Raw genomic sequence first — 22,358 nt, forward strand, 5'->3', positions numbered from 1 at the left:
CTTTTCTTATCAGCTTAGTACATATACATAAAATGACACATATAGAATGTATTTCAACAAAAAAAGACCTTTCTCCTGCGAAAGGCCCCCCGTTCTCTATTTAAATGTCGTTTCCCAATTAAACCCGATCGTTTCGTCATTCCAGTCGATTCGCTTTTCATCTGGGTTATTCGGGTCATACGATTCTGTTGTGAAATACACAATTTGCAGCGGCGTCTCACCTAGTACACGATAGCCATGCGCGACACCCTTTGGGATAAGAAGCAGCATCGGATTGTCTTCCCCCATATAATACACATCGGTTTGCCCCTTTGTGGGAGAGTCGTCACGCAAATCATATAACACGACCTGCGCATGACCTGCGGGGAAGAACCAAACGTCGTCTTGTTTTTCATGATAATGAAAGGCTTTGATCACGCCTGGAAAGCTTTTCGACCATGACGCCTGCCCAAAGCGTTTCAGCATCGGTTCATCATCTCGAATGAGCTCTGCAAAAAAGCCGCGGTCATCACAATGTTTCATAAGTTTTTTCGTTTGAACACCATCAATCATGCTGTTGCCATCTCCCTTCTTTCTGCAAATATTCGTAAAGTGCATCCTTCCAATGCCTCGGCTGCCAGCCTGTGGCTTCAATCGCTTGAAGATCTAAGACAGAATAGGCTGGGCGAGGCGTTTGGAAGCCGTACTCTTCCGTGGAAATCGGCTCAATTGTGGCGGACAGGCCGCTTTTCATCACAATTTCTGACGCAAAATCAAACCAGGAACAGCTTTCTCGATTACTGACATGATACACGCCTGCCTTCTGATCAAACAAATGAATCAAGGCCTCAGCTGCATCCTTTGTATAAGTAGGAGACCCTATTTGATCGTTCACAATGCGCAAATGATCCTTCGTTTCAGCGAGCCAAAGAATGGTATTCACAAAGTTATGCCCCTCATGTCCATAAAGCCACGAGGTACGAATGATTTTCACTTCATCTGACACAAGCTGAATCAATTCCTCACCAAGCTTTTTACTCTTTCCATAAATGGTTTGAGGATCTGCCTGTGCATCGATTTGGTAAGGGGTGTCCGCCTGCCCGTCAAACACATAATCTGTACTGACATGTAACACATCAGCGCCTGCGCGCTTTGCTTCCAGGGCTGTATAGTAGGCGCCAATGCCATTCACAAGATACGCCTTTTCGGTTTCTGTTTCACATTGATCAACAGATGTATAGGCTGCTGCACTGACAACAATATCAGGCTGATAGTGTCTCATCGCATGTCTAACTGCCTGCTGGTCTGTGATATTGAGCATGTTCCTCGTTAAGGCAATGACGGTCATGTCTTTTTCTTTGAGCTGTCTGCTCAATTCTTTCCCTAATTGGCCGCCTGCACCGGTGATTAAAACTTTCATCCGTCACCCTTCTTCGCTCTGATCGTATTTGGTTCGATACCAATTGATCGTTTTTTCGATACCTTCTTCAAATGACGTCTCCTGCGTCCAGCCGAGCTCGCCTTTTAGCTTACTTGCATCAATGGCATACCGTCTGTCATGTCCTTTTCGGTCTTGAATAAACGCAATTTGATCATGACTGATTCCAAGCTGCGATAGAATCGTTTTGGTTAAATCAAGATTTGTTTTCTCATTGCCGCCGCCAATATTGTATACCTGCCCGGCTGTGCCGTTTTCGAGCACCTTCTTCACAGCTCTCGCATGGTCTTCTACATACAGCCAATCGCGAATTTGCCGGCCGTCTCCATAAATCGGGATTTTCTCTCCATTGACTGCTTTTCTAATAATGGTCGGTATTAATTTTTCCTCATGCTGATACGGTCCGTAATTGTTGCTGCATCGTGTAATCATCGCGGGTAATTGGTAAGTGTGGATAAAGGATTTTACAAGCAGGTCTGAACTCGCCTTGCTTGCTGAATAAGGATTGTTCGGTGAGAGTGGTGTTTGTTCTGTGAAAGCAGGATCATCTGGCTCCAAATCTCCATATACTTCATCTGTTGAAATATGAATGAGCTTTTTCGCCTTTCCTTTTAAAACAGCTTCAAGCATACGATACGTTCCAAGGACATTTGTTTGAATAAAAGGCTCTGCCGATTCAATGCTGCGATCAACATGCGATTCTGCCGCAAAATGAATGATCGCATCATAGACTTCGTCAAATGCTTGATCTAGCTCATGCTGAAGGGTAATATCCCCTTGAATAAACCGAAAATGAGACAACTTTAATAATTCATCCATCTCGTCTGGATGACTGGCATATGTTAATTTATCAAAAACGGTGAGCCTGACATTTGTATCCTGAAGCAGCAGCTTCACAAAATTCAGTCCGATAAAACCCGCTCCGCCTGTAATTAAATAAGACTTCGTCATTCGGATCCCTCTTTTTTCTTCATCGTTTCAAACATTTTCGCAGATGCTTCGTGGAGAGATTCATGTGTTCCTGCATCAATCCACCACCCTTTTAACATATCATAGGTCATCTGGCTATTTGAGATATAGAGATTGTTCACGTCTGTAATCTCTAATTCGCCTCGATCTGACGGCGAGATTCTCTCAATATATTGAAAGACTTCTTGATCATAAAAATAGATGCCCGTGACGCAGTAGGATGAGCGCGGATGCTCCGGCTTTTCCTCTATTGATAAAATCTGTTGACGGGCGGCATCAATTTCTGCAATGCCAAATCGCTTTGGATCTGCCACTTCTTTCAACAGAACCTTGGCTCCTCTATCTTGCTGCTGAAAAGCTTCAACAAAAGGGTTTAGCGAATCCTCAAATACATTATCACCAAGCATCAGCACAAACTTCTCCCCTTTGACAAAGGGCTTTGCATAGGATAAACCGTCTGATATCCCAGACGCTTCAGGCTGTACCTGATATACGATGTTCATCCCCAATTCCTGATCGCTTTCAAGCAGCTTTTGAAACAACGGGATTTGTTCTTCTTGTGATATGACCATCACATCTAAAATCCCTGCTTCCTTCAATTTGAACAATGACCAATAAATCATTGGATATGGACCAACCGGCAATAAATGTTTATTGAAAATCTTCGTTAAAGGCGCCAGTCGTGATCCCTTTCCTCCTGCTAAAATAACTCCCTTCACATCTACACATCCTTATAGTCTTTTTGGTGATGATTCATGAGGTGTATAAGAATGTTTTTCACTCGTTCAATTCCTTTTCCATCAATGAGTGTCCGTCCATTAAGATGGATGCTCCTGCGGAGAAAGTAGCTGCTGGACAGTCTTTCCACAGCACACCGTATATCTTTTTCATCCACAAGTTCACCTAAGCCAAGATGGTGGCACGCTCCCTTTTGTGCAAAACGAGCGGCTGTCACTGCTTGATGGTCGACTTGTGAAAGGACAATACTGGGCACTCCGATACAAACTGCCTCGTATAATGTCATCCCGCCAGCAACTATTGCCAGATCAGCTTCCGAGAGACGCGCAGGTAATTGATCTGTATGACGAATGAATTGAATATGCTCAGCCTCTATTTGTTCCTCAATGCGGGAGGCTTTTCCTGTAACCGCTAAAATGTGTAAGTGGTCCGCTTCGAGGATTGCTGATACAGCCTTTAATAACAATCCACGCGGGTCACTGCCCCCAAGGCTGATGACCACCTTTTTGCATTCTTTTCGAACCTCATATGTGTCTTTTAATCGGCTTATCTCTTGATCTAACAATAAATAAGGTGTTCCATAAAAATATTCTGTCCCATCTACTTGCATGTACTTTTCGTCCAGACCGCCATAAATGCCGTTCACGACAGCATCGGCAAGCTGACAAGCTTCTGCTCTTTTTTCTTCGAATAAGACCAGCCTGGCAGAGCTGGAGGATGCTTTGACTAATTGAAGAAATTGGAGGTCACAATCAAGTACATCAATCAGCAGAAGATCTGGATTCAGCTCTTTTATGTCCTGCTCCATCTGAAGGAATGCCTTCGACTCCTGCACCAAATGAACGTGCCAATCTGGACCTGAGAGCATTTCTACACAGATCTGTTCATTTGTATAGAAAGATATGTCGTTTCCTTCTTGAAGCAGTTGATTTGCCAGCCGTTTCATTCTGACGACATGACCCATCCCTCTTAAAAACCCACCATACACAACAATCATGATTTTCTTGTTCATTCAGCATCCTTCTGTTTCACAAATTGATTCAGCCGAACAATATCAGGGTCTTGTTCGCAAATGGTGATGAGTTCAGCCGTAGGCACAGCAATGGAGCCGCCAGCTTTCTCTAGTAAACGGGTCGCAAACACATAATCTTCTTCTGTATCAATCGTGAATCGATAAGCAGGATATGCAAGTTCTTTGGGCGGTGTGAATAATTGCAGGTGAAATTGCTCTGGATGCTTTCTGATATAGAGCGTGACATGCTCACGCTCTGGCTGCGTAAGGGGAAAATTGTCGATTTCACTTAAAATCTGTGCGTCGATCATTTCCCCGGAAATACCGAGTGGCGTTCCAGCCGTATACGTGTAATCAGCCTTCTCTTGTCTATGTTTTTCAAGCATTTTCGACAAAAGGACTGGATCTATAAATGGGTTATCTCCTGTTAAACGCACAATGGTTTGCGGTTCAAAATGACGGACAATCTGCGCAAATCGCTGCAGTACATCCGCCTCACTGCCACGAAATACTTTATAGCCCTTTGATAAACAATAATGAGCCAGCAGATCATCTTCTGCCTCAACTGTTGTGGCGATCATGAGGTTCTGCGTTTTGTGATTGTAATGATCTGATTGCTTTACTCGTTCAACAATCAGGTCGATCAGCGCCATACCGCCGATCGGTTTCATCACCTTTTTTGGCAGCCTTGTTGAGCCCATTCTCGCCTGTATGACAAAAAGGACATCATTGATCATTTGGCGTCTCCTGCATGAGTACATCTTTCCACGAAACCCCTGTATGGGCTGGGATATCTCTGACAGCCTTTGCGCCAAGTAAAATCGCCATATACCGCGGATGCAGACCTTGGCTTTTTTGTCCTGGACGTAACACGGCTAGATTTTCTGCGGTCAATGTCTCGCCTTTCGCAATGCCTTTTGTCGTAAAAATGCCTCGATACGCAAATTCACGAATCTTGCCTTCAATAGCTGTTGTCGTTTTATAAGAACTGCCAAGGAGCTCTTCTGGCACTGAAAGAGTGTCAGCTTCTGTTAGATTCCGCTGCTTTTCTGCCGCTCGAATATGCTGAACCATTTCCTTCAATTCTTCAGGATCAAGAGCAAAGGAATGATCAGCCCCAGGTAACGTTTTATCGACTGTAAAGTGCTTTTCAATGATTGCTGCCCCAAGCTTCACAGCGGCCACAGGCGCTTCAGTTGGATGCTCACTATGATCAGAAAAGCCAATGACTGCCTCGGGGAATGCAGCAGCTAAGGTTTGAAGCACGCGCAGATTCGTGTAAGCTCTAGGTGCTGGATACTTTGCTACGCAATGCATGATAGCGACCTGCTGATTGTGCTCGCTTGTAATCGCCTCATATGCTTCATGGACATCCGAAATGGTTGCCCCGGCTGTTGAGAATATGATGGGCTTTTGAAAAGATGCCGTGTGACGCATAAGAGGCAAATGATTGATTTCATAGGATGCCAGCTTGAAAGCCGGCGGATCGGTTTGATTCAATAGATCCGCAGATTCTTCGTCACACACTGTGCTTAAAAATATCAGCCCTTTTTCCGCGCAACGTGACAATAACACCGGGAGCCATTCTGGCGGCAGCTCCATTTGTTCCACTAAAGAAAAAATAGACACCTCTTCCCCTTTGGCTGTTTCGTACAAACCCGGTTCCTTTTGATACATCCGATCAGCTTGAAACATTTGAAACTTCACCGCATCGGCACCTGCTTCCTTTGCCACATCAATTAAAGCAAGCGCCTGATCCAGCTTTCCATCATGGTTAATGCCCGCCTCTGCAATGATAAAGACAGGCGCGCCATCCCCTACTTTGCGATCTCCGATATAGAAATGCGCCATCTTACCTCTCTCCTTTTTTCGGCCACACATGGTAATACAAGAAGGCATTTTTTGTTCTAAAGCCCAGCTTTTCGTACAGCTGAATCGCGGTTGTGTTATGCATCTGAGTTCCGGCAGACATAAACCGATGCCCTCTCTCATGAGAGGCGTTAATCATCGCCATCACGAGCTTTTTTCCGATCCCTTTTCCTTGTGCATCCGCTCTAATGGACAATAAATCAAGTACCAGTTCATCGCCCTTTGTCACCCCTTGAATCAAACCAATGACTTCATCGTTCAACTTTGCTGCGAGATTGATATCTGCACGTCCGAGTAAATTGTTTCTCATCCATTCCTGAAAAAAATGCTGGACGGCATTCTGATCTAAAAAAGGATCAAGTGCATACCGGCTTTTCACAAAAGCCTGATGAGCAAGTGACACCGCCTCATCGTAATCCTTTTCATCCGGCAGACTGATGACCACATCTTCACCTGTAGATGGCATCTCCATTTGAACAGGCGGCGCCTCAAGACGAGTGAGACCGCCCACATAGTACACATGTGACAGCCTTTGGACGATGCGGTTTTTTTCAAGATCAGACGCTTCAAGACGTAAAAAGAAAAAATCGCATTTTTCTGTTCTCATCCAATTGATGAAACGCTCCATCAATTCTTGAAAAGCAGACGCTGTCTCCGCTTCGACAAACTTCACATGAAAAATATGCTGATGAAAAATGCCGCTTTCCCATTTTGACCATTCATATAACAGGACTGCCTTTAGCTGTGCGCCATTAACAAGAGCAAACTGCTTGAAGCCGTTCATTTGTTCCGCTTGTTGACCGTATTTCTCCAGCCAAGCAGCCAGCACCTGATCATCTACAGCATGAACGACCTTCATGATAATGCCTTCTGTTCTTTTAAAATAGTCAACACCGCTGTGATAACATCCTGCACATCTTCATCTGTCATACTTGGATAGAGCGGCAGTGAGAGCGTCTGCTTGTAGTATGCAAGTGACTCAGGAAAATCCTCCGGTGAATAGTGATATGTTTCTTGATAGTATGGATGCAAGTGAACAGGGATAAAGTGAACACTCGTGCCGATTTTATATTCCTTTTGCAGCTGATCAATCAGTTCATCACGCGTGATAAATGCTTCTTTTGGATTCACTTGCAGTACATACAAATGCCATGCATGTCTTCCTTCTTGATGCACAGGCGGCAGGATCAGACCCGCTTCTTTTTGAAAAGCCTGATTGTATGCTTTTGCAATCTGTTCTCTCCGCGCCTGCATGTCATCTAGTCGGCTTAGTTGAACAAGCCCTAACGATGCCTGCACGTCAAACATGTTCATTTTATAGCCTGGTTCCTCGACCTCGTAATACCACGTTCCTTTTTCTCCATAACGATTCCACGCTCCCTTGCTCATCCCATGGAGCGCTAGTCTTCTAATCCGAGCCGCAAGCGCATCATCATTTGTTGTCAGCATGCCGCCTTCACCAGTCGCTAGGTTTTTCGTTGCATAAAAGCTAAAAGCGGTCGCATCACCAATGGATCCAACGGGCTGACCGTGATACGTTGTGTAAAGAGCGTGGGCAGCATCTTCAAGTACAAATAGATCATACTTTTTGGCAATCGCCAAAATTCGGTCCATATCGCACGATTGACCGGCAAAGTGAACAGGAACAATCGCTTTTGTATGTGGTGTAATGGCCGCTTCTATTTTCTCTGCATCCAGGTTGAGTGTCGCTGGATCAATATCGACAAATACAGGCGCTGCTCCCGTATGGATAATCGTATTGGCTGTTGCGCAGAATGTCAGAGGGGTTGTAATCACCTCATCCCCAGCCCTAATCCCTCTTGCCTTTAACGCTAAAAATAAAGCAGCCGTACATGAATTGACAGCGATCGCATGTTTTGCACCTGTCAGCTGCTGAAATTCTTCTTCAAACTGTCTTACTTTTGGTCCAGTTGACAGCCAGCCGGACTTTAATGTTCCAATGACTTCATCAATTTCTTCCTGCTGAATGAAAGGCAGAGCATAAGGAAGAAATTGTGCTCTCTTTTTTCCCATATCGCTTGCACACCCCTATCTTCATCTCTGAAAATCCACACCGGTTTTTGTTTTGAGCAGAGAAAGCAGAACATCGATAGATCGCGCATGCGGATAATGTTGTTTAATGAACTGAGCTCCTTGCTGCTTTGCCAGTTTCATCTCTTGTTCATCCGACAAAATACGAATGGCTTTCTCAGCTAGTTCAACAGGGTTTTCCATATGATAGCTGCCAAGCGACTCGTAATATGGGTATCTTCTGCCTTCTGTCATTTTCCCGATCAGCACACTCTTTTCAAAAAGCATCGCTTCAAGACCAACTGTAGATGTGAGCGTAATCACGATATCCACATATGGCAGCAGGTCATACAGGTCAATTTCTTTTTTAATCAATTTCACATGATTTCCCGCTCGTTCAATAGTCACATAGTCATTTAATCGATTTCGAGCAATTTCCCAAGGATGCGGCTTCATAATCAGCTGAATGTCTTTCCGTTTCGCGATCGTTTTAAGAACATCGCCATAAAAGGCTTCAGAAAACGGCTGCGTTGCCACAAGTACGGTCTTTTTAGCCGGACTGAAGTTCAATTTACGAAAAATGAGATCCTGTTGAAGCGGCGTTCGCTCCTTCACCAAATCAAACCTCGGATGACCTGTGATTTCTACCTGTTCCGGTTGACAGCCTTTGTCTACATACCAGTCCTTTTCATACTTTCCAAACACCCCATGGCAAGTCGTGAAAATCGGTAAAAAGGCTTCGTCTCCCATAAGCGCGCCGTGCTGAAGACAGATACTCGTAAGCTGGCGTTTCACTGTTTGCAAAGCGAGTACGCGGCTGTAGACATCCTCTGTCGTTCCAACAATAACAGCTGCAATCGGCTGCATTTGAAATAGCATTTCTATCTGGTCAATGACATCAATAAATTGCACAATGTCCTTCCGCAGTTTTTCTCTAAAAAAGACATTGCCAAAGACAGGGTGGTGAGCGTAAGGTTTAAGGAGAGCATTTGCTTTTTCAATATATTCAGCGTGGGCTTCTTTATTAACCTCTCCGGCTAATTCCGGCTTACTGATCACGGGTAATCCGTAATAATCCGCCTTCTTCCAGCGAGCGAGCACCACCGTTTGGTTTGGATGGAACCGCGTGTAATTTTGTTCCGTAAAACGCAGGTGTTCAAAGTGAAGCAATACCTTTCCATTCGCCGGACGATAAGCGATACGCTTGATCTGCTGTTTATGCTGATCAAAAAATGGCTGAATCTCTTCCGGTAATGGACAAGCGGTTGTCAGTTCTTGACCGAATGCTTCATCTTCCATGCGTTCCCTCACTTCAGGACTGATATATTGATAAAAATTACTGATCAACCCAAGAGGAATTTGCTTGTAGGACAAATCCTTCATCAGATTCACATACTCAAAGTACACCTGCCAATAATGATGAATATAGTGCGACACTTCAGGTCACCTCCCATGTTTTTGTTTTAATATACTGCGAAGCTCCCAGCAGGTAGACTGCTCGGGAAGTGCTTGAATAAAGGCACTTTTCTCTTCTTCTGCCAGCTGATAATGAATGGACTGTTCTGTGATGTAATTTGTATCTAATATTTCATCAAAGGGATAGAACGGATAAAAATGATTTAACCGAAAAAAGAAACGGGCATCCCCTATCCGATAAAAATGCGGACTCTCGTCCCAGTAAGACCCAAATTCAGCATGAATTTTTGATAAAATGGATGCGCGATGTACGACCGAGCAATGATCTATGGCACAGGGGGCATTCCATTGCACTGTTTGCGCCGGCCGAATCGTTTCTTTCACTGGCTCTTTTTTGCTATTTAAATAGATCACTTTAGAACTAGAATAGACAATCTCTTTACCTGGATGGGCATCTAGATAATGAGTGAGCTTCTCTAAACGGTCCGGGGCGTAGACATTGTCATCTGTTGCATAGGAAATATACTCGCCCTTTGCCAGTTCTAATGCTTGATTAATCAGCACGGCGTAGCGAGTTTTCGCTGTTCTCTCTTCCAGCGTTTTGACACCGCTTTGGATAAAATGAATGCGGGGATCTTTGCGAAACGGTTCAATCGCAGCAAGGGTTTTTTCGTTTGATCCATCATCCATGATAAAAAGTTCAAAGTCTGACAGCGTCTGCTGCAGGACCGCTTCAATCGATCTGCCGACGTAAGCCGCCTTGTTGTAGCTCGTCATAATGACAGTTACTTTTGTCAAAGTTTTCACCTCGGTCTCTTTCAAACTATGTTTATCATATGTGTCTCCTCTTAAAGAGACTGTAGAGTGACCTATTTTTTATAAAATTGTATTTTTTTATTGATCTATCTTTGAAAAATGCGAATTTTTTGGTAATATAAGTAATCATTTGTGTGTATTAAAGGAGTAAAGAACATTGGAAGCTATGAAGAATGATCACTCCCAAGAAGAGGAAGTAAAAGGATTTTTTCGATTTTTTAAAATTTTCGTCGCGACAAAAACGATTATTCGCTCATATCAACATTCCAATATTCCCATTTGGCTGATGATGCTCCTTGCAAGTATCGCCGGTACGGGCTGGATCTACGAAGGGTATTTTAGCGAGTATATGGGCAATCATATTCCATTCCCTTTTATTCTGTTACAAGGAGCGGGATATGGTATTTTGGCAGGCAATATGATTCTATTTTTCGGTGTCCTCCTGATTAAATGGTTAGGCCGTCTCTTTTTCGACTGTCAAACGGCATATCGAGATATACTCAAAGCCTGCACACTGACGGTCTTTTTCCCTTCTGCTTTATTTTCACTTACTTGGATTTTCACTGTTGGGATGCTTGGTCCGTATACGTTTGTTAAAATCTCACCATATTTAGATCAGCATTATGAAGTATGGTATTATCTCGATCTTTTACCTCTTACGGAAGCATATGCAAAGACGTGGATATTGGGAATGGCTGTTTTAGGCATTGTCGCTGTGATGAAGCTCAGATTATGGCAAGCCTTCATCATTGTGATTACACCGCTCGCCGCGTTTTTTCTCATCATGACACTTTTATTTGATATTCAGCACGCTATAAACTGGATCATGTAAAAAAGACGAGTACCGATAGAATACGAGGGATTGTTTTCACGCTGAGGAATTGCATAGCAGTTCCTTTTTTTCGTTCAATGTACATATTCTCCCCTCCTGTCTCATAGTGTGAAAGAGAGAAAGAATGCTATGGAAACAACAGGTGCTTTAGCGCCTTCTGTTTAGAACACCATGAGGAAAGAGGAGGAACGTTATGAAATTGAAAAATCAATTTGGGCAAGGTTCGGGTTTCGAAGGTCAAGATTTTCGCCAGCAACAATATGGAGCAAATCCGTATCCTGCGCAGCAGATGGGTTATTCAGTCCCTCCCCAAACGCAGGGTCAAATGCAGCAGGGGTTTTCGCCAATGCCGTCTACCGGCACTTCACAAGGAGGCCAAGGAACGCAGGGCGGCGGTCAGCCATATCAAATTCCTTCTGGACCGGTTTATCAGCAGAATGTCACCGGGCAGCTGCCTATTGAGCAGTCCTATATTGAAAATATTTTACGATTGAACCGCGGCAAGGTAGCCACGATTTATATGACATTTGAGGCGAGCAAGGAATGGAATTCGAAGATTTTTAGAGGCGTCATTGAAGCTGCAGGACGTGACCACATTATCATTAGTGATAATAAGACAGGAACACGATACTTACTATTAACGATCTATCTTGATTACATTACGTTTGATGGGGAAATTCAATACGACTATCCATACTCCATGTCTACGTATTCTCCGAGATAACGTCAAGCATGGCAAAAGCAAGGCTCAGGTGCCCTTGCTTTTTTCTTTTGTCTAGGTTTTTGTCACACCTCTAGGGCGCTGTTCATAAGATGCCTAGTAGTTTTTATCAAAAGCCTAGAGGTGACATCAATGACTGTTGAGCTGGATTATACATCACCAAATGTCAAATTTTCATACGATCTGAATCAAAGCCCCCTTGTGAAATTCGATCAGCATAACCTGATTAATGTGTTAGGAAAAAAACAATTAAACTCGTTGGATCAAGTGTCCCTGCTGGATATATATTTGAGTAAAAGCAAAGTCGTAGAGCCTCATTATCATCAAAATGCCGCAGAGCTTGTTTATTGTATAGCCGGTTCTGCTGCCGTATCGATGCTGAATCCATTTACAAAAAAACTGCACACCTACACCATCACACCTGGACAGGTGGCAAACGTGCCTCAAGGCTGGTGGCACTATGAAGTCGCTCTCCAAGACAGAACTCATTTGTTAGCCATTTTTAACGCATCTACACCTGAAGTGATCCTAGGCTCAGACCTTCTCACCCTCACCCCTTCTCACATCATGGCCCATACTTATTGCATGAACGAAACACAGTGGAAGCAGGCGATAAAGCCTGTGAAACCAAGTGTGTTTATCGGACCATTTTGCCACCGGGAGGAAGAGTCTCAAACGCATCCTGTCCCTCCATCTCACTACGTCCCATATTATCAAGCACCGCCCAACTATACCCCTTACTGGAGTTAAGAAAAAACCGATGCCCCTATGAGAGCATCGGTTTATTGGCTTATAAATTTTTTGCTGCTGCAATGACAAGCATGATCCAAGAGGCGATAAATGCTACTCCGCCAATAGGAGTAATGGCACCTAAAATCTTCACCTGCGTCAATGCCAGCACATAAAGGCTTCCTGAGAAGAAAAGGATGCCTGCAAGCATTACCCAGCCAGCGGCAGGAACCAAGGAGACACCTGACAGCTTATCTGCAAGAAAAGCGACAACAAATAAGCCAATGGCATGGAACATCTGATATTGAACACCTTTATTCCATATTTCTATATATTTTTCAGGGATTTTCCCTTCTAGACCGTGCGCACCGAAGGCTCCAAGTCCAACAGCAAGCATGGCGTTAATAGCACCTAAAATGAAAAATAGTTTCATTCGTCATTCTCCTTATCTCGTCAATTATATTTATCATAGCGCGGGTGAAGGGCGACATTCAACTTTCCCTTTACGTTGACACGAGATTGTCGGATTTCTTTTTCTTTCGTAACAAGACTTGGTCGACCACGATCGCAATGAGTGTGCCTAGAACAAGACCGTTGCTTAATAATGAAATGAGCACAGGATGCATCCCTTTCAAGGCCCCCTGAGGCACAAACATCGCCCCTACGCCTGCTAAAACAGCAATCCCAAGAACAAAGCGAATCCGCGGAATTTCTTCTTTCTCATACTGATCAAACTCCGACATCGCAATCCCAATCATAGAAGAGAAGACCACAAAGTTTACAGCAAGCCCCACAGGTGATGGCAATGCAGAGAAAAAGCTCATGAGCAGCGGGAATAAACTAATGAGTACAATGAGCAGACTTCCTATGAAAAATGGCTTTCTCGATGGAATTTTGGTTGTCTGGATAAATCCGGCTGCCCCCGAAATAGGTACAGGCGCAATCGCCCCGATCAGCCCGCTTAATAAATGACCAAATGCTGCGACAAAACCGGCAGGACGTGCTCTTTTCCGCTCACGCAGTTCACCAAATGCCTTCACTGAGCTTTCCACAATTCGAATACTTGCCAGCATGTTCACAATGAGTAAAATCGTTATAAAAAAGGACGTGACAAGCAATCCGCTGTCAAAGACCGGCATACCGAATGGAAACAGCTTCGGAAACTCGATGATTTGTTCTGGAATTCGGACCGGCTTCGCCAATCCGAGTAGAGCGAATAACAGCCATCCGCCTGCAAGTGCGAATAACACAGAAAACTGCCTCAAGTAATGCCATTTGGAGCGGCTGATCATGAAGGTGAGGATAATAATCAAGATCGATAAGCAAAAGACAAGCCCGTCCACCTGATTTCCCCGATAGCCGATGCCCATCAGCCCTTTCATGATTGGCTGACTTAGCTGCACAACAAGCAGCAGCAGGTAAATGCCTGTGACGACTGGCGTAAATAAAGACGCGAGCCAATTGATGATTTTAAATAAACTAAAAATAAAAAAGAAAACAGCACTAAAAATTAAAGCCCCTTGTAATGCTTGCAGGGTTTCAGGATACGTCGCAAAGATTGTACCTGTCATGCCGGCATAAAGGGTATACACACCCCACCAAAGCCCTGCTGGACTTTCATTGATCGGCAGCATATGGCCGCATAAACACTGCACCATCGCCACAAGACCAAGTGAAAAGAAAGTACTTTGAATCAGCTCCGCCGATTGCACTTGGTTCAATTCAAATGCTTGTGCAATCGCAATTGGTACGGCGATAGAAGCTGCGATAAAAAATGCCATCCACTGAATGGCGCCCAAAAATAGTTTCAAACCGATCACCTTCCCTTTGTCGTGACAAGACCATTAAAAATCAAAAATAGAGTCGCCGTTCCCGTCCTTCTCTTTTTGACCCTCATCATTTTGCTGAAATTTCTTCGCACCACTTGTGCCCATGAGTTTCTCAAGCATGGCTTGATCTGTAGTCACAGATGGCGCTGATGGTGTATGTATCGATGGAGGTGGTGAGATGGCCGGCGACTGCGGCATTTGCACCTTTGATGGTGCGTCGAGAATGACATCACATAGTGAAGAAATGGCCGCTACTTGACGTTTCACCTCTTCATCATTTCCACTTTGTTTTGCTTTTTGAACCGCTTCCTCCATTTTTTGAAGCAGGCTTGATATATGAATATTCAAGGGTAGACCCTCCAATCTAAAAAAATCTCTTTTCAACATTATTTTACCAAATGAACAAACCAAATGGGTTCATTTTTTCAAAGCAGTGCGCTCACGCCTTTCTTATTTGACCCATCATCTTCATTCACACATAATAAAAGGAACAAAATCGTCTATGAAAGGATTGAATAATGGACAAGCTCACGGCTCTATTTCAGAAACAAAAAGTCTTTCAGAAGCCGGCGGTTCAAGAACGCATCCGCATTCTTCAAGATTTAAAAGCAGCAATCAAACAGCATGAAAAGGATATATTACAGGCCTTAGCTCATGATTTACATAAATCCGAACAGGAAGCCTATACAACAGAGATTGGGATGGTGTATGAAGAAATCAATCATACCATCAAGCACCTTCACAAATGGGCGAAGCCAACTCGCGTGAAAACACCGCTGACTCATATCGGATCAAAAAGCATGATTATCAAGGAACCTTATGGAACTGTGCTCATCATTGCTCCTTGGAACTATCCTTTCCAATTGGCCCTTTCTCCATTAGTCGGTGCGATTTCTGCGGGAAATGCCGTGATTTTAAAGCCGTCTGAGCTGACGCCGGCAGTCTCACAAGTGATCAGCACTATCATCAAACGTGTATTTCAAGAAGACCATGCGGCTGTCGTAGAGGGCGGTGTTGAAGTCAGTACAGAACTGCTGAAACTGCCCTTTGATTATATCTTCTTTACTGGAAGTGTGGCAGTTGGCAAAGTCGTCATGGAAGCCGCCGCAAAGCATTTGACCCCTGTCACACTTGAGCTTGGCGGAAAAAGTCCCAGCATCGTCATGCCTGATGCCGACATCAAGCTGGCAGCGAAGCGGATCACCTTTGGAAAATTCACCAATGCAGGGCAAACCTGCATTGCACCAGACTATTTGCTCGTTCATGAATCCATCAAAGAGGAACTTTTGCGAGAAATGACAGCCTGTATCCGTGATTTTTATGGTGAACATCCCGAAACGCATCCGCACTTTGGAAAAAATGTCAGCCAGCGTCACTTTGACAGGCTTACACAATTTCTCTCAAATGGAACGATCGTCACAGGTGGACAGCGCAATGAACAGGAGCTCAAAATCGCTCCGACCATTTTAGACCACATCACATGGGAAGATCCTGTCATGCAGGAGGAAATTTTCGGACCGATTCTGCCTGTCATGACCTTTGATTCTCTGCATGAGGCAGTTCATATGATCAAAGCAAGGCCGAAGCCGCTTGCGCTTTACTTATTTACAACAAATAAAGAAACAGAATCCTATATTCTAGACAACCTCTCATTTGGCGGAGGATGTATCAATGACACGCTTATGCATGTCGCTACCCCTTACCTGCCATTCGGAGGCGTCGGCGAAAGCGGCATGGGGCGATATCACGGGAAGGAAAGCTTCTTTACTTTTACGCATGAAAAAAGCGTCCTGCGGCAAACCAATCGCTTCGATTTTTCCTTCCGTTATCCAAATGCGAAAAATGGACTCGACTTGGTCCGCAAATTTTTAAAATAAACAGGACGAAGGGGCTCTCCCCTCGTCCTATTTTCATTCAATATCCTTGATACACCAATTGATTTCTTCAATCCCCATTTGCTTTAAATACGCGTTTACCTTTGAAAAGGGCCGGCTGCCAAAAAAGCCGTTTCTTGCAGAAAAAGGACTTGGATGAGGTGACTCAATGATGAAATGCTTGTTTTGATCAATGCGTTCTTTCTTGTTTTGAGCATGTCTTCCCCATAACACAAAAACGACAGGCTGCTCACGCTGATTCAGCACATCAATCACGCGGTCTGTCACTCGTTCCCAGCCCTTGCCTTTATGAGAATTCGCCTCGCCCCTTCTCACAGTCAGCACAGTGTTTAAGAGCAGCACACCCTGCTCTGCCCAGCTGACAAGTGAACCGTGGTTTGGAACAGGACAGCCAAGATCATCCTTTAGCTCCTGAAAAATATTTCTCAAAGATGGCGGGTGTTTGACGCCCGGCTGAACAGAAAAGCTTAATCCATGTGCCTGCCCTGGGCCATGATAAGGGTCTTGTCCTAAAATCACCACTTTGACCTTTTCATATGACGTCAAATGAAGAGCACGATATACGTCATCTGGTTTTGGAAAAACGGTCTGCGTGCGATATTCTTCCTTCATCCATTCACGTAATTCCTGATAATACGGCTGTTCAAATTCACTTTTCATTACAGCCCACCAGCTATCATTTAAAAATGGCTTCATTGTGGTTTTCCTCCTTCTACTTGCTGCGCTAGTCTGGAGATCATCGGTTTTCCATCCCACACAATCTCACTCTCTGATTCTCTTTTTTTCATCGCTGGTTCTTCTAATAATATCGCAAAGTTCGCTGTCGGCAGATCGCCCAGTTCATGCTTTTCACTTAAATCATCTAAGTAGTTTTTCCTTGTTTCACCAAGATCACTAGACTGATTTCCACCACCGTCAAAAAACGCATAGATCACGCTCGCCGCTGGCACTCGTTTGACTCGGGCATGCTGTGATACACGCAAAAAGAAGTCCCAGTCCCAATAATGATGCATCGCTGGATCAAAATAGCCAATCTCATCGTGTATACAGCGTTTGTACATACTGCCCGAAGGAACATATGTAGAAAAGACACGCATATCCTCAATATCCGCTGTGTAAGCAAACAAACGCCTCGACAGCGGGAAACGGGTCGCGCCTTTTTCTTCAAATGATACAATTTCTGCATCAGAAAAGACAAAATCGGCATCTTCCAGCGCCTTGCTCATGCGTTCGATATGACAAGGTGTGAAGTAATCATCGTCGTCACTCAGCATGATGACGTCTCCTGTCAGCTCCCGCACCCCCACATTTCTGGCATTTACATGCTGGACATTCTCATCTAAATGAATCAAGCGGATCGGAAGCTCAGGGTAAAGTTCCTGAATGATGTCGACTCGCTCTCCTGCATCATTGACGACAACAATTTCAAAAGGCTGTACGGTTTGTCTTGTAATGGATTCAAGCAGCTCACACAGTGCGCTGAGCCGGTTATGTGTCACAATTAATAAGGAAATCTTCATATGCAGCTTACTCCTTTAATAGATTCGTCTTTTTCCATTAAAACATAAATTGACTTTCTTCTCATGATATAAAAGGCGGTTTGATTTGATGAGAAAATGGGAATTTTTGATGAAAAGGAGTGATCATGATGGAATATATCACGGTGGAAAATAGTAAAGAAGCAAAACAGACCATTGACCACATTCATTCATCGGGTTCATCAAAAGACGCTGTTTTTGTTTTTGCGTACGACCCAGAACGCTCTGATACCGTAACGGAGTATACAGATGCCAAAAGCATGACTGCGGTCGATCAAGGGATTTTGGATCAAGTCGCCAATGTCATTCGCACCCGGGATGATGAACTGATGGCCAAAATGATGTCAACTGGGGCCGATCAAGAGTTAGCCTTAACCCTTTTAGATGAACTGAAAAAAGGGAAATTGGTGATTTGTAAAAGGTAAGAAAGAGAGGCGTTCCGATGAGAGGAACGCTTTTTTATGCCGTTTCATTGTGATAAATGGAAAAGCTGATTATAATAAGGGATAGAACAGTAACTGTTACACATCACATTGGAGGTTCAGCAACTATGTCTATGAATAAAGCACTCACCATCGCAGGTTCGGATTCAAGCGGCGGTGCAGGTATCCAAGCAGATTTAAAAACGTTTCAAGAAAAAAACGTCTACGGGATGACAGCTTTAACCGTTGTCGTTGCAATGGACCCTCATAATCATTGGGATCATCAGGTGTTTCCAATTGATACGGCGACAATTCGCGCGCAGCTCTCTACCATTGTAGAAGGTATTGGTGTAGATGCGCTGAAAACGGGTATGCTTCCAACCGTCGACGTGATTGAGCTTGCAGCTGACACCATCAAAACATATGACCTAAAAAATGTCGTCATTGATCCTGTCATGGTTTGTAAGGGTGCGAACGAAGTCCTTTACCCAGAGCACGCGGAAGCATTGCGTGAAAAGCTCACGCCACTGGCAACCGTTATCACACCTAATCTTTTCGAAGCAGGTCAATTAAGCGGAATCGGCGAGATCAAAACGATCGAACAAATGGAAGAAGCAGCAAAACGCATTCACGAACTTGGTGCAAAGTATGTGGTAATCACTGGAGGCGGTAAGCTCAGCGAAGACAAAGCCATCGATTTGCTTTATGATGGACAAACCTTCGAACGCCTTGAAACAGATAAAATCGACACAGAATACACACACGGCGCAGGCTGCACATTCTCAGCAGCAGTCACAGCTGAACTAGCGAATGGATCAGACGTGAAAGAAGCCATTTATGCAGCAAAAGAATTCATCACGGCTGCCATTAAAGGCTCTTTCCAGCTAAACGAATACATCGGACCAACAAAGCATTCTGCTCATCGTTTTGACAAATAAAACAGAAAAAACCGATTCGCCTTGTTAGAAGGTGAATCGGTTTTTGTTTATCGAAAGCTTCGTCTCTGCGCAAACAGCCAATCTGTTAAGCCTGGCGTCTCATAAGCAGGCGTCCATGATGCATGGTCATATCCATACTTGGTTGCATACTCCGTATAAAGCGGCTGGCCGCCAGCTTTTTGAATAGCTTGAATTGTATTTCTCGCATAGCTGATAGGGATAATGGAATCATCCTCTGCATGAAATGCCCATATTGGCTTGCTCGCTAAAATTCCCGCCTTGCGTGGATCTGCTCCCCCCGCAATAGGAATCATTGCTGCAAACAAACGAGGATATGTGATGTTCAACTGGTACGTGCCAAATCCACCTTGTGATAAACCCGTCGCATAAATTCTTTTCTGGTCAATCTGATAAGAAGTTAACACATGCTGAAGGACACCATAAGCTTTGTGTAAATCTGGTGAAAATTGAAACACATTCGTCAGATCAATTTCATTTTGCACATTTCTTGTTAATGCAAAGCCTCCATCGACAGCATTTCGCGCCTGAGGTGCAAGTACATACGAAGGATGTTTCTTTTGAACTTCAGGAGAAGCCCATAAAACTGCACCATCATTCGCAAGTAACTGCTTTTGATTGTCTGTTCCCCTCTCCCCGCCTCCATGTAAGAAGAGGACTAAAGGATAGGCTTTACCCCTCTTATGATTTTTCGGAATGTACAACCGATAAGGCATTCCTTGATATTCAAAAGATAAAAAAGATGATGCGATATCCTCTCGTGTGACAAAACGATAATTGTACGTAGACGTAGCAAGTCGATGCCTATTTATGTAAGCGCTTACTTTTAAAGTCGTATCAGTTTCGATATGAATGGGCTTTTTGTATAACTGACTTTGAGTTGTCGGCTGGCTGCCATCTGTTGTGTAATAAAGAGAAGCTTTTTGAACGTGAGAATGCAGAGCTACCTCTTGTGAACGATAATATTGACCAGACGGGACTGAAGCAGTTGACGCAGCAGATGACGTATGATTTCGGGCAGAAGAAACGGAAGGAAAAAGAAAACTCATAGAAAACAGGACAATAATAAAGGTGATCAGGCATTTCTTGGTTGTATAGTTCATATCGTTCCTCCTGTACATGCTCAGATGAAATTTTTATTTATTATTGATCATGACAACACAAATGTCAACGCTTTCATTTAAATTTCTGAATAATCTTATTGAATAAAAAAAGCGTACCCGCTTCCGAGTACACTCTTTTATCCATACATGAACGCCTATTTTTGCTGATCGGACTCTTTCGCCATTTTTCGAATAAAGGCTTCAATGGATTCAACAAATAAAGCATATTCTTTCATTTGTTTATACGTATCTGACAGCTTCTCTTTCACTTCTTCCTGCTCTAAAGAAGGTTCACCGAGAATAGATTGAACTTGAATGAGCAATTCTTTATATTCTTCACGTTTATCTTCAACATGATCTGCCATTGTCTCCAAGCGTTTTCTAGTCGTCGGCTGCTGTTTTGAATTCAAGTAAACAACCCCTTTTTTGTCCTACCGCATTTGGATAAACGTCAGCCTCAGCTGTATATATTTTAAAATGATACCATAATTCCACCTGTTATCATATATGTAAAACGTCATCAAACCGCTTTAGGCCAACCTTGTATATACACGCTATAGGCTCTAAGATACAGGCTGATCTCACTAGAAAAAGCAGATCATTGATCTGCTTCTCTTTGTAAATGCCATGTCTTCAGTTTCAGCTTTGTTTCATTTCTGCCACTGATGGAGATCGATTTATTTCCCGGGGAAGGAAAGTAACGTGCAGTAAAAACTTCTCGGCCTCCGTTTACAAAAATCTCAATTGACGATGAGTCGATAAAGATATGAAGGTCGTGTAATTCCTCTATGACTACTTCACGAACTTCCTTTGATCGATCTTCAAATCGATCCCGCTCTAATGTCAGCTTCCCTTCCTCTTTATCATAGATGATGCGTGCTGCTGCACGGATACAGCATTCAAACCCTTTTTGTGTGTCAATTTGATCAATGAATACCTCTGCGCTCGTAATATCCTCTACAGGGATGGAATGAACAGAACGTTTAATATGAAAAACATGCTCTTGTTCATTGGTCCGCATGGATTGAAGTTCACTTACTGGTTTTTGAATCAGATGTCCGTCCTCATCTAAACGGAGCTCTCTCGGGATCGTGAGGCAGTGTATCCATTGATAAGAAATGGTCGGATGATGTTCTTCTCCTTGATCAGGCACCCCCATCCACCCGATTAAAAGTCGTCTGCCTGATTCGTCTAGAAAGGTTTGCTGCGCATAGAAGTCAAAGCCGCGGTCCAGCTCCTCAAACGCTCCGTGTGTATATTGATAGGAATGATCATCCAATGTGCCAACAAAATAGCCTGATTGATGTGTGTTGTGATATTTTAAGCCATCCGGCTCTAGCCCTTGCGGTGACACAATCAATACATCCCGGCCGTCTAATTCAAACAGGTCTGGACATTCCCACATATAGCCGAAATTGTCTAAACCATTCTTTCCGCTGCCTGCAATCGTGCCTTGAAACGTCCAATTCTCTAACGTATCAGAGGTAAATAAGACAAGGTGTCCTTTGAGGTCTAAGCTTTGTGCACCAAGGACCATGTACCACTGGCCATTTCGCTTCCATACCTTTGGATCTCGAAAATGGGCGGTGAATCCTTCCGGCAGCGTCGCCACGACACCTTTTTTGTGAAAGTGAATACCGTCCTCTGAAACAGCTAAACATTGATACGTCTCACGGTTCCCTTGTTCATCCCGAACGTTTCCAGTGTACATCACATGCATCTGCCCATCGTTTATAAATGCACTGCCAGAATAACAGCCGTTTTGATCAAACCAATCACTTGGGGCAAGAGCGGCTTCTTCGTGCTGCCAATTGACTAGATCTGTCGATGTATAATGCCCCCAGAATTTTGCACCATGCCCCGTTTTGAATGGCTGCCACTGATAAAAGACGTGGTAAATTCCTTTCCACTGAATCAGCCCATTCGGATCATTTAAAAGACCGACTGGCGGCATCAAATGAAAATGCTGCCGGTACACATCCTTTTTGACCAAATGCTCATAGTTTCGAATACGGTCTGCTATCTTTTGACGAAGTGCTGCGTCAGTAGTTGTCATGACTGTGAC

At 43.9% G+C, this 22,358-nt stretch carries 25 protein-coding genes; 6 read left to right on the forward strand and 19 right to left on the reverse strand.

Features of this window, described 5'->3' with window-relative positions; translation table 11 throughout:
- Positions 1-96 precede the first annotated feature (96 nt).
- From MHH65_RS17715 to MHH65_RS17765, 11 genes are read right to left on the reverse strand one after another with little or no spacing between them, the layout of a single operon-like run.
- On the reverse strand, positions 97-552 hold the full coding sequence (locus MHH65_RS17715; RefSeq protein ID WP_098677130.1) for a dTDP-4-dehydrorhamnose 3,5-epimerase family protein: 456 nt from the start codon (positions 550-552) through the stop codon (positions 97-99).
- The gene (gene rfbD / locus MHH65_RS17720) at positions 545-1,399 is read right to left on the reverse strand and encodes a dTDP-4-dehydrorhamnose reductase (protein ID WP_342497880.1); all 855 of its coding nucleotides are present in this window, start codon (positions 1,397-1,399) and stop codon (positions 545-547) included. Before rfbD ends, MHH65_RS17715 begins: the two co-directional genes overlap by 8 nt.
- Positions 1,400-1,402: 3 nt before the next feature.
- On the reverse strand, positions 1,403-2,368 hold the full coding sequence (gene rfbB, locus MHH65_RS17725; protein WP_061110218.1) for a dTDP-glucose 4,6-dehydratase: 966 nt from the start codon (positions 2,366-2,368) through the stop codon (positions 1,403-1,405).
- Entirely contained in the window at positions 2,365-3,105 is a 741-nt protein-coding gene (locus tag MHH65_RS17730) for a sugar phosphate nucleotidyltransferase (protein ID WP_061110219.1), read from the reverse strand. The genes rfbB and MHH65_RS17730 overlap by 4 nt, the downstream gene beginning before the upstream one ends.
- 2 nt (positions 3,106-3,107) lie before the next feature.
- Positions 3,108-4,136 (reverse strand): glycosyltransferase, encoded by a 1,029-nt coding sequence (locus tag MHH65_RS17735; protein WP_061110220.1) that lies wholly within the window; start codon positions 4,134-4,136, stop codon positions 3,108-3,110.
- Entirely contained in the window at positions 4,133-4,873 is a 741-nt protein-coding gene (locus MHH65_RS17740) for a glycosyltransferase family protein (protein ID WP_061110221.1), read from the reverse strand. The genes MHH65_RS17735 and MHH65_RS17740 overlap by 4 nt, the downstream gene beginning before the upstream one ends.
- Positions 4,863-5,987, reverse strand: a complete 1,125-nt coding sequence (locus MHH65_RS17745; RefSeq protein WP_098677129.1) for an N-acetylneuraminate synthase family protein — start codon at positions 5,985-5,987, stop codon at positions 4,863-4,865. The genes MHH65_RS17740 and MHH65_RS17745 overlap by 11 nt, the downstream gene beginning before the upstream one ends.
- A gap of 1 nt (position 5,988) precedes the next feature.
- The gene (locus tag MHH65_RS17750) at positions 5,989-6,864 is read right to left on the reverse strand and encodes a GNAT family N-acetyltransferase (protein WP_098677128.1); all 876 of its coding nucleotides are present in this window, start codon (positions 6,862-6,864) and stop codon (positions 5,989-5,991) included.
- Entirely contained in the window at positions 6,861-8,039 is a 1,179-nt protein-coding gene (locus tag MHH65_RS17755) for a DegT/DnrJ/EryC1/StrS family aminotransferase (RefSeq protein ID WP_098677127.1), read from the reverse strand. Before MHH65_RS17755 ends, MHH65_RS17750 begins: the two co-directional genes overlap by 4 nt.
- A 21-nt stretch (positions 8,040-8,060) precedes the next feature.
- Positions 8,061-9,473, reverse strand: coding sequence for a CDP-glycerol glycerophosphotransferase family protein (locus MHH65_RS17760; RefSeq protein ID WP_041115440.1), 1,413 nt, complete (start codon positions 9,471-9,473; stop codon positions 8,061-8,063).
- 6 nt (positions 9,474-9,479) lie between these two features.
- Complete coding sequence (locus tag MHH65_RS17765; RefSeq protein ID WP_176967128.1) at positions 9,480-10,250, reverse strand: glycosyltransferase family 2 protein; 771 nt, start codon at positions 10,248-10,250, stop codon at positions 9,480-9,482.
- A 184-nt stretch (positions 10,251-10,434) separates the two neighbouring features.
- Here MHH65_RS17765 and MHH65_RS17770 point away from each other — a divergent pair, with 184 nt between their 5' ends.
- The 3 genes from MHH65_RS17770 to MHH65_RS17780 all read left to right on the forward strand — a co-directional run bounded on the left by MHH65_RS17770 (position 10,435) and on the right by MHH65_RS17780 (position 12,571).
- Complete coding sequence (locus MHH65_RS17770) at positions 10,435-11,100, forward strand: YIP1 family protein (protein WP_242026008.1); 666 nt, start codon at positions 10,435-10,437, stop codon at positions 11,098-11,100.
- Positions 11,101-11,293: 193 nt separating this feature from the next.
- Complete coding sequence (gene gerQ, locus MHH65_RS17775; RefSeq protein WP_024426405.1) at positions 11,294-11,824, forward strand: spore coat protein GerQ; 531 nt, start codon at positions 11,294-11,296, stop codon at positions 11,822-11,824.
- Between the two features lie 129 nt (positions 11,825-11,953).
- The gene (locus MHH65_RS17780) at positions 11,954-12,571 is read left to right on the forward strand and encodes a cupin domain-containing protein (RefSeq protein ID WP_024423814.1); all 618 of its coding nucleotides are present in this window, start codon (positions 11,954-11,956) and stop codon (positions 12,569-12,571) included.
- A gap of 40 nt (positions 12,572-12,611) precedes the next feature.
- Here MHH65_RS17780 and MHH65_RS17785 read toward each other — a convergent pair whose 3' ends face one another.
- From MHH65_RS17785 to MHH65_RS17795, 3 genes are all read right to left on the reverse strand, one after another.
- Positions 12,612-12,983 carry a DUF423 domain-containing protein gene (locus tag MHH65_RS17785; protein WP_025093833.1) on the reverse strand — a complete coding sequence of 124 codons (372 nt, stop codon included), beginning with the start codon at positions 12,981-12,983 and terminating at the stop codon, positions 12,612-12,614.
- A 70-nt stretch (positions 12,984-13,053) separates the two neighbouring features.
- Entirely contained in the window at positions 13,054-14,361 is a 1,308-nt protein-coding gene (locus tag MHH65_RS17790) for a purine/pyrimidine permease (protein WP_098677125.1), read from the reverse strand.
- Between the two features lie 33 nt (positions 14,362-14,394).
- Positions 14,395-14,727: a YwdI family protein gene (locus MHH65_RS17795; protein WP_034281287.1), complete on the reverse strand. Its 333-nt coding sequence runs from the start codon at positions 14,725-14,727 to the stop codon at positions 14,395-14,397.
- Positions 14,728-14,897: 170 nt separating this feature from the next.
- Between MHH65_RS17795 and MHH65_RS17800 the strand changes: the two genes are divergently transcribed.
- The gene (locus MHH65_RS17800) at positions 14,898-16,256 is read left to right on the forward strand and encodes an aldehyde dehydrogenase (RefSeq protein ID WP_041115436.1); all 1,359 of its coding nucleotides are present in this window, start codon (positions 14,898-14,900) and stop codon (positions 16,254-16,256) included.
- 33 nt (positions 16,257-16,289) lie between these two features.
- On the opposite strand, the gene MHH65_RS17805 is transcribed toward MHH65_RS17800, so the two are convergent.
- Positions 16,290-16,970 (reverse strand): uracil-DNA glycosylase, encoded by a 681-nt coding sequence (locus MHH65_RS17805; protein ID WP_046312854.1) that lies wholly within the window; start codon positions 16,968-16,970, stop codon positions 16,290-16,292.
- Positions 16,967-17,794, reverse strand: coding sequence for a glycosyltransferase family 2 protein (locus tag MHH65_RS17810; RefSeq protein ID WP_024423819.1), 828 nt, complete (start codon positions 17,792-17,794; stop codon positions 16,967-16,969). The genes MHH65_RS17805 and MHH65_RS17810 overlap by 4 nt, the downstream gene beginning before the upstream one ends.
- A gap of 128 nt (positions 17,795-17,922) precedes the next feature.
- Here MHH65_RS17810 and MHH65_RS17815 point away from each other — a divergent pair, with 128 nt between their 5' ends.
- Together MHH65_RS17815 and MHH65_RS17820 are read left to right on the forward strand one after the other, a co-directional pair.
- Positions 17,923-18,237, forward strand: a complete 315-nt coding sequence (locus MHH65_RS17815) for a general stress protein (RefSeq protein WP_024426410.1) — start codon at positions 17,923-17,925, stop codon at positions 18,235-18,237.
- Positions 18,238-18,362: 125 nt separating this feature from the next.
- Positions 18,363-19,172, forward strand: coding sequence for a bifunctional hydroxymethylpyrimidine kinase/phosphomethylpyrimidine kinase (locus MHH65_RS17820; protein WP_024426411.1), 810 nt, complete (start codon positions 18,363-18,365; stop codon positions 19,170-19,172).
- 47 nt (positions 19,173-19,219) lie between these two features.
- On the opposite strand, the gene MHH65_RS17825 is transcribed toward MHH65_RS17820, so the two are convergent.
- The 3 genes from MHH65_RS17825 to MHH65_RS17835 form a co-directional block, all read right to left on the reverse strand.
- Complete coding sequence (locus MHH65_RS17825) at positions 19,220-20,293, reverse strand: chitobiase/beta-hexosaminidase C-terminal domain-containing protein (protein ID WP_335350990.1); 1,074 nt, start codon at positions 20,291-20,293, stop codon at positions 19,220-19,222.
- Between the two features lie 155 nt (positions 20,294-20,448).
- Positions 20,449-20,703, reverse strand: coding sequence for a hypothetical protein (locus MHH65_RS17830; RefSeq protein WP_024423823.1), 255 nt, complete (start codon positions 20,701-20,703; stop codon positions 20,449-20,451).
- A gap of 188 nt (positions 20,704-20,891) precedes the next feature.
- Positions 20,892-22,349, reverse strand: a complete 1,458-nt coding sequence (locus MHH65_RS17835) for a sucrose-6-phosphate hydrolase (RefSeq protein WP_061110228.1) — start codon at positions 22,347-22,349, stop codon at positions 20,892-20,894.
- Positions 22,350-22,358 lie beyond the last annotated feature (9 nt).

It is taken from the genome of Bacillus sp. FSL L8-0654, assembly GCF_038629965.1.
Taxonomy (GTDB): Bacteria; Bacillota; Bacilli; order Bacillales; family Bacillaceae; genus Bacillus; species Bacillus safensis.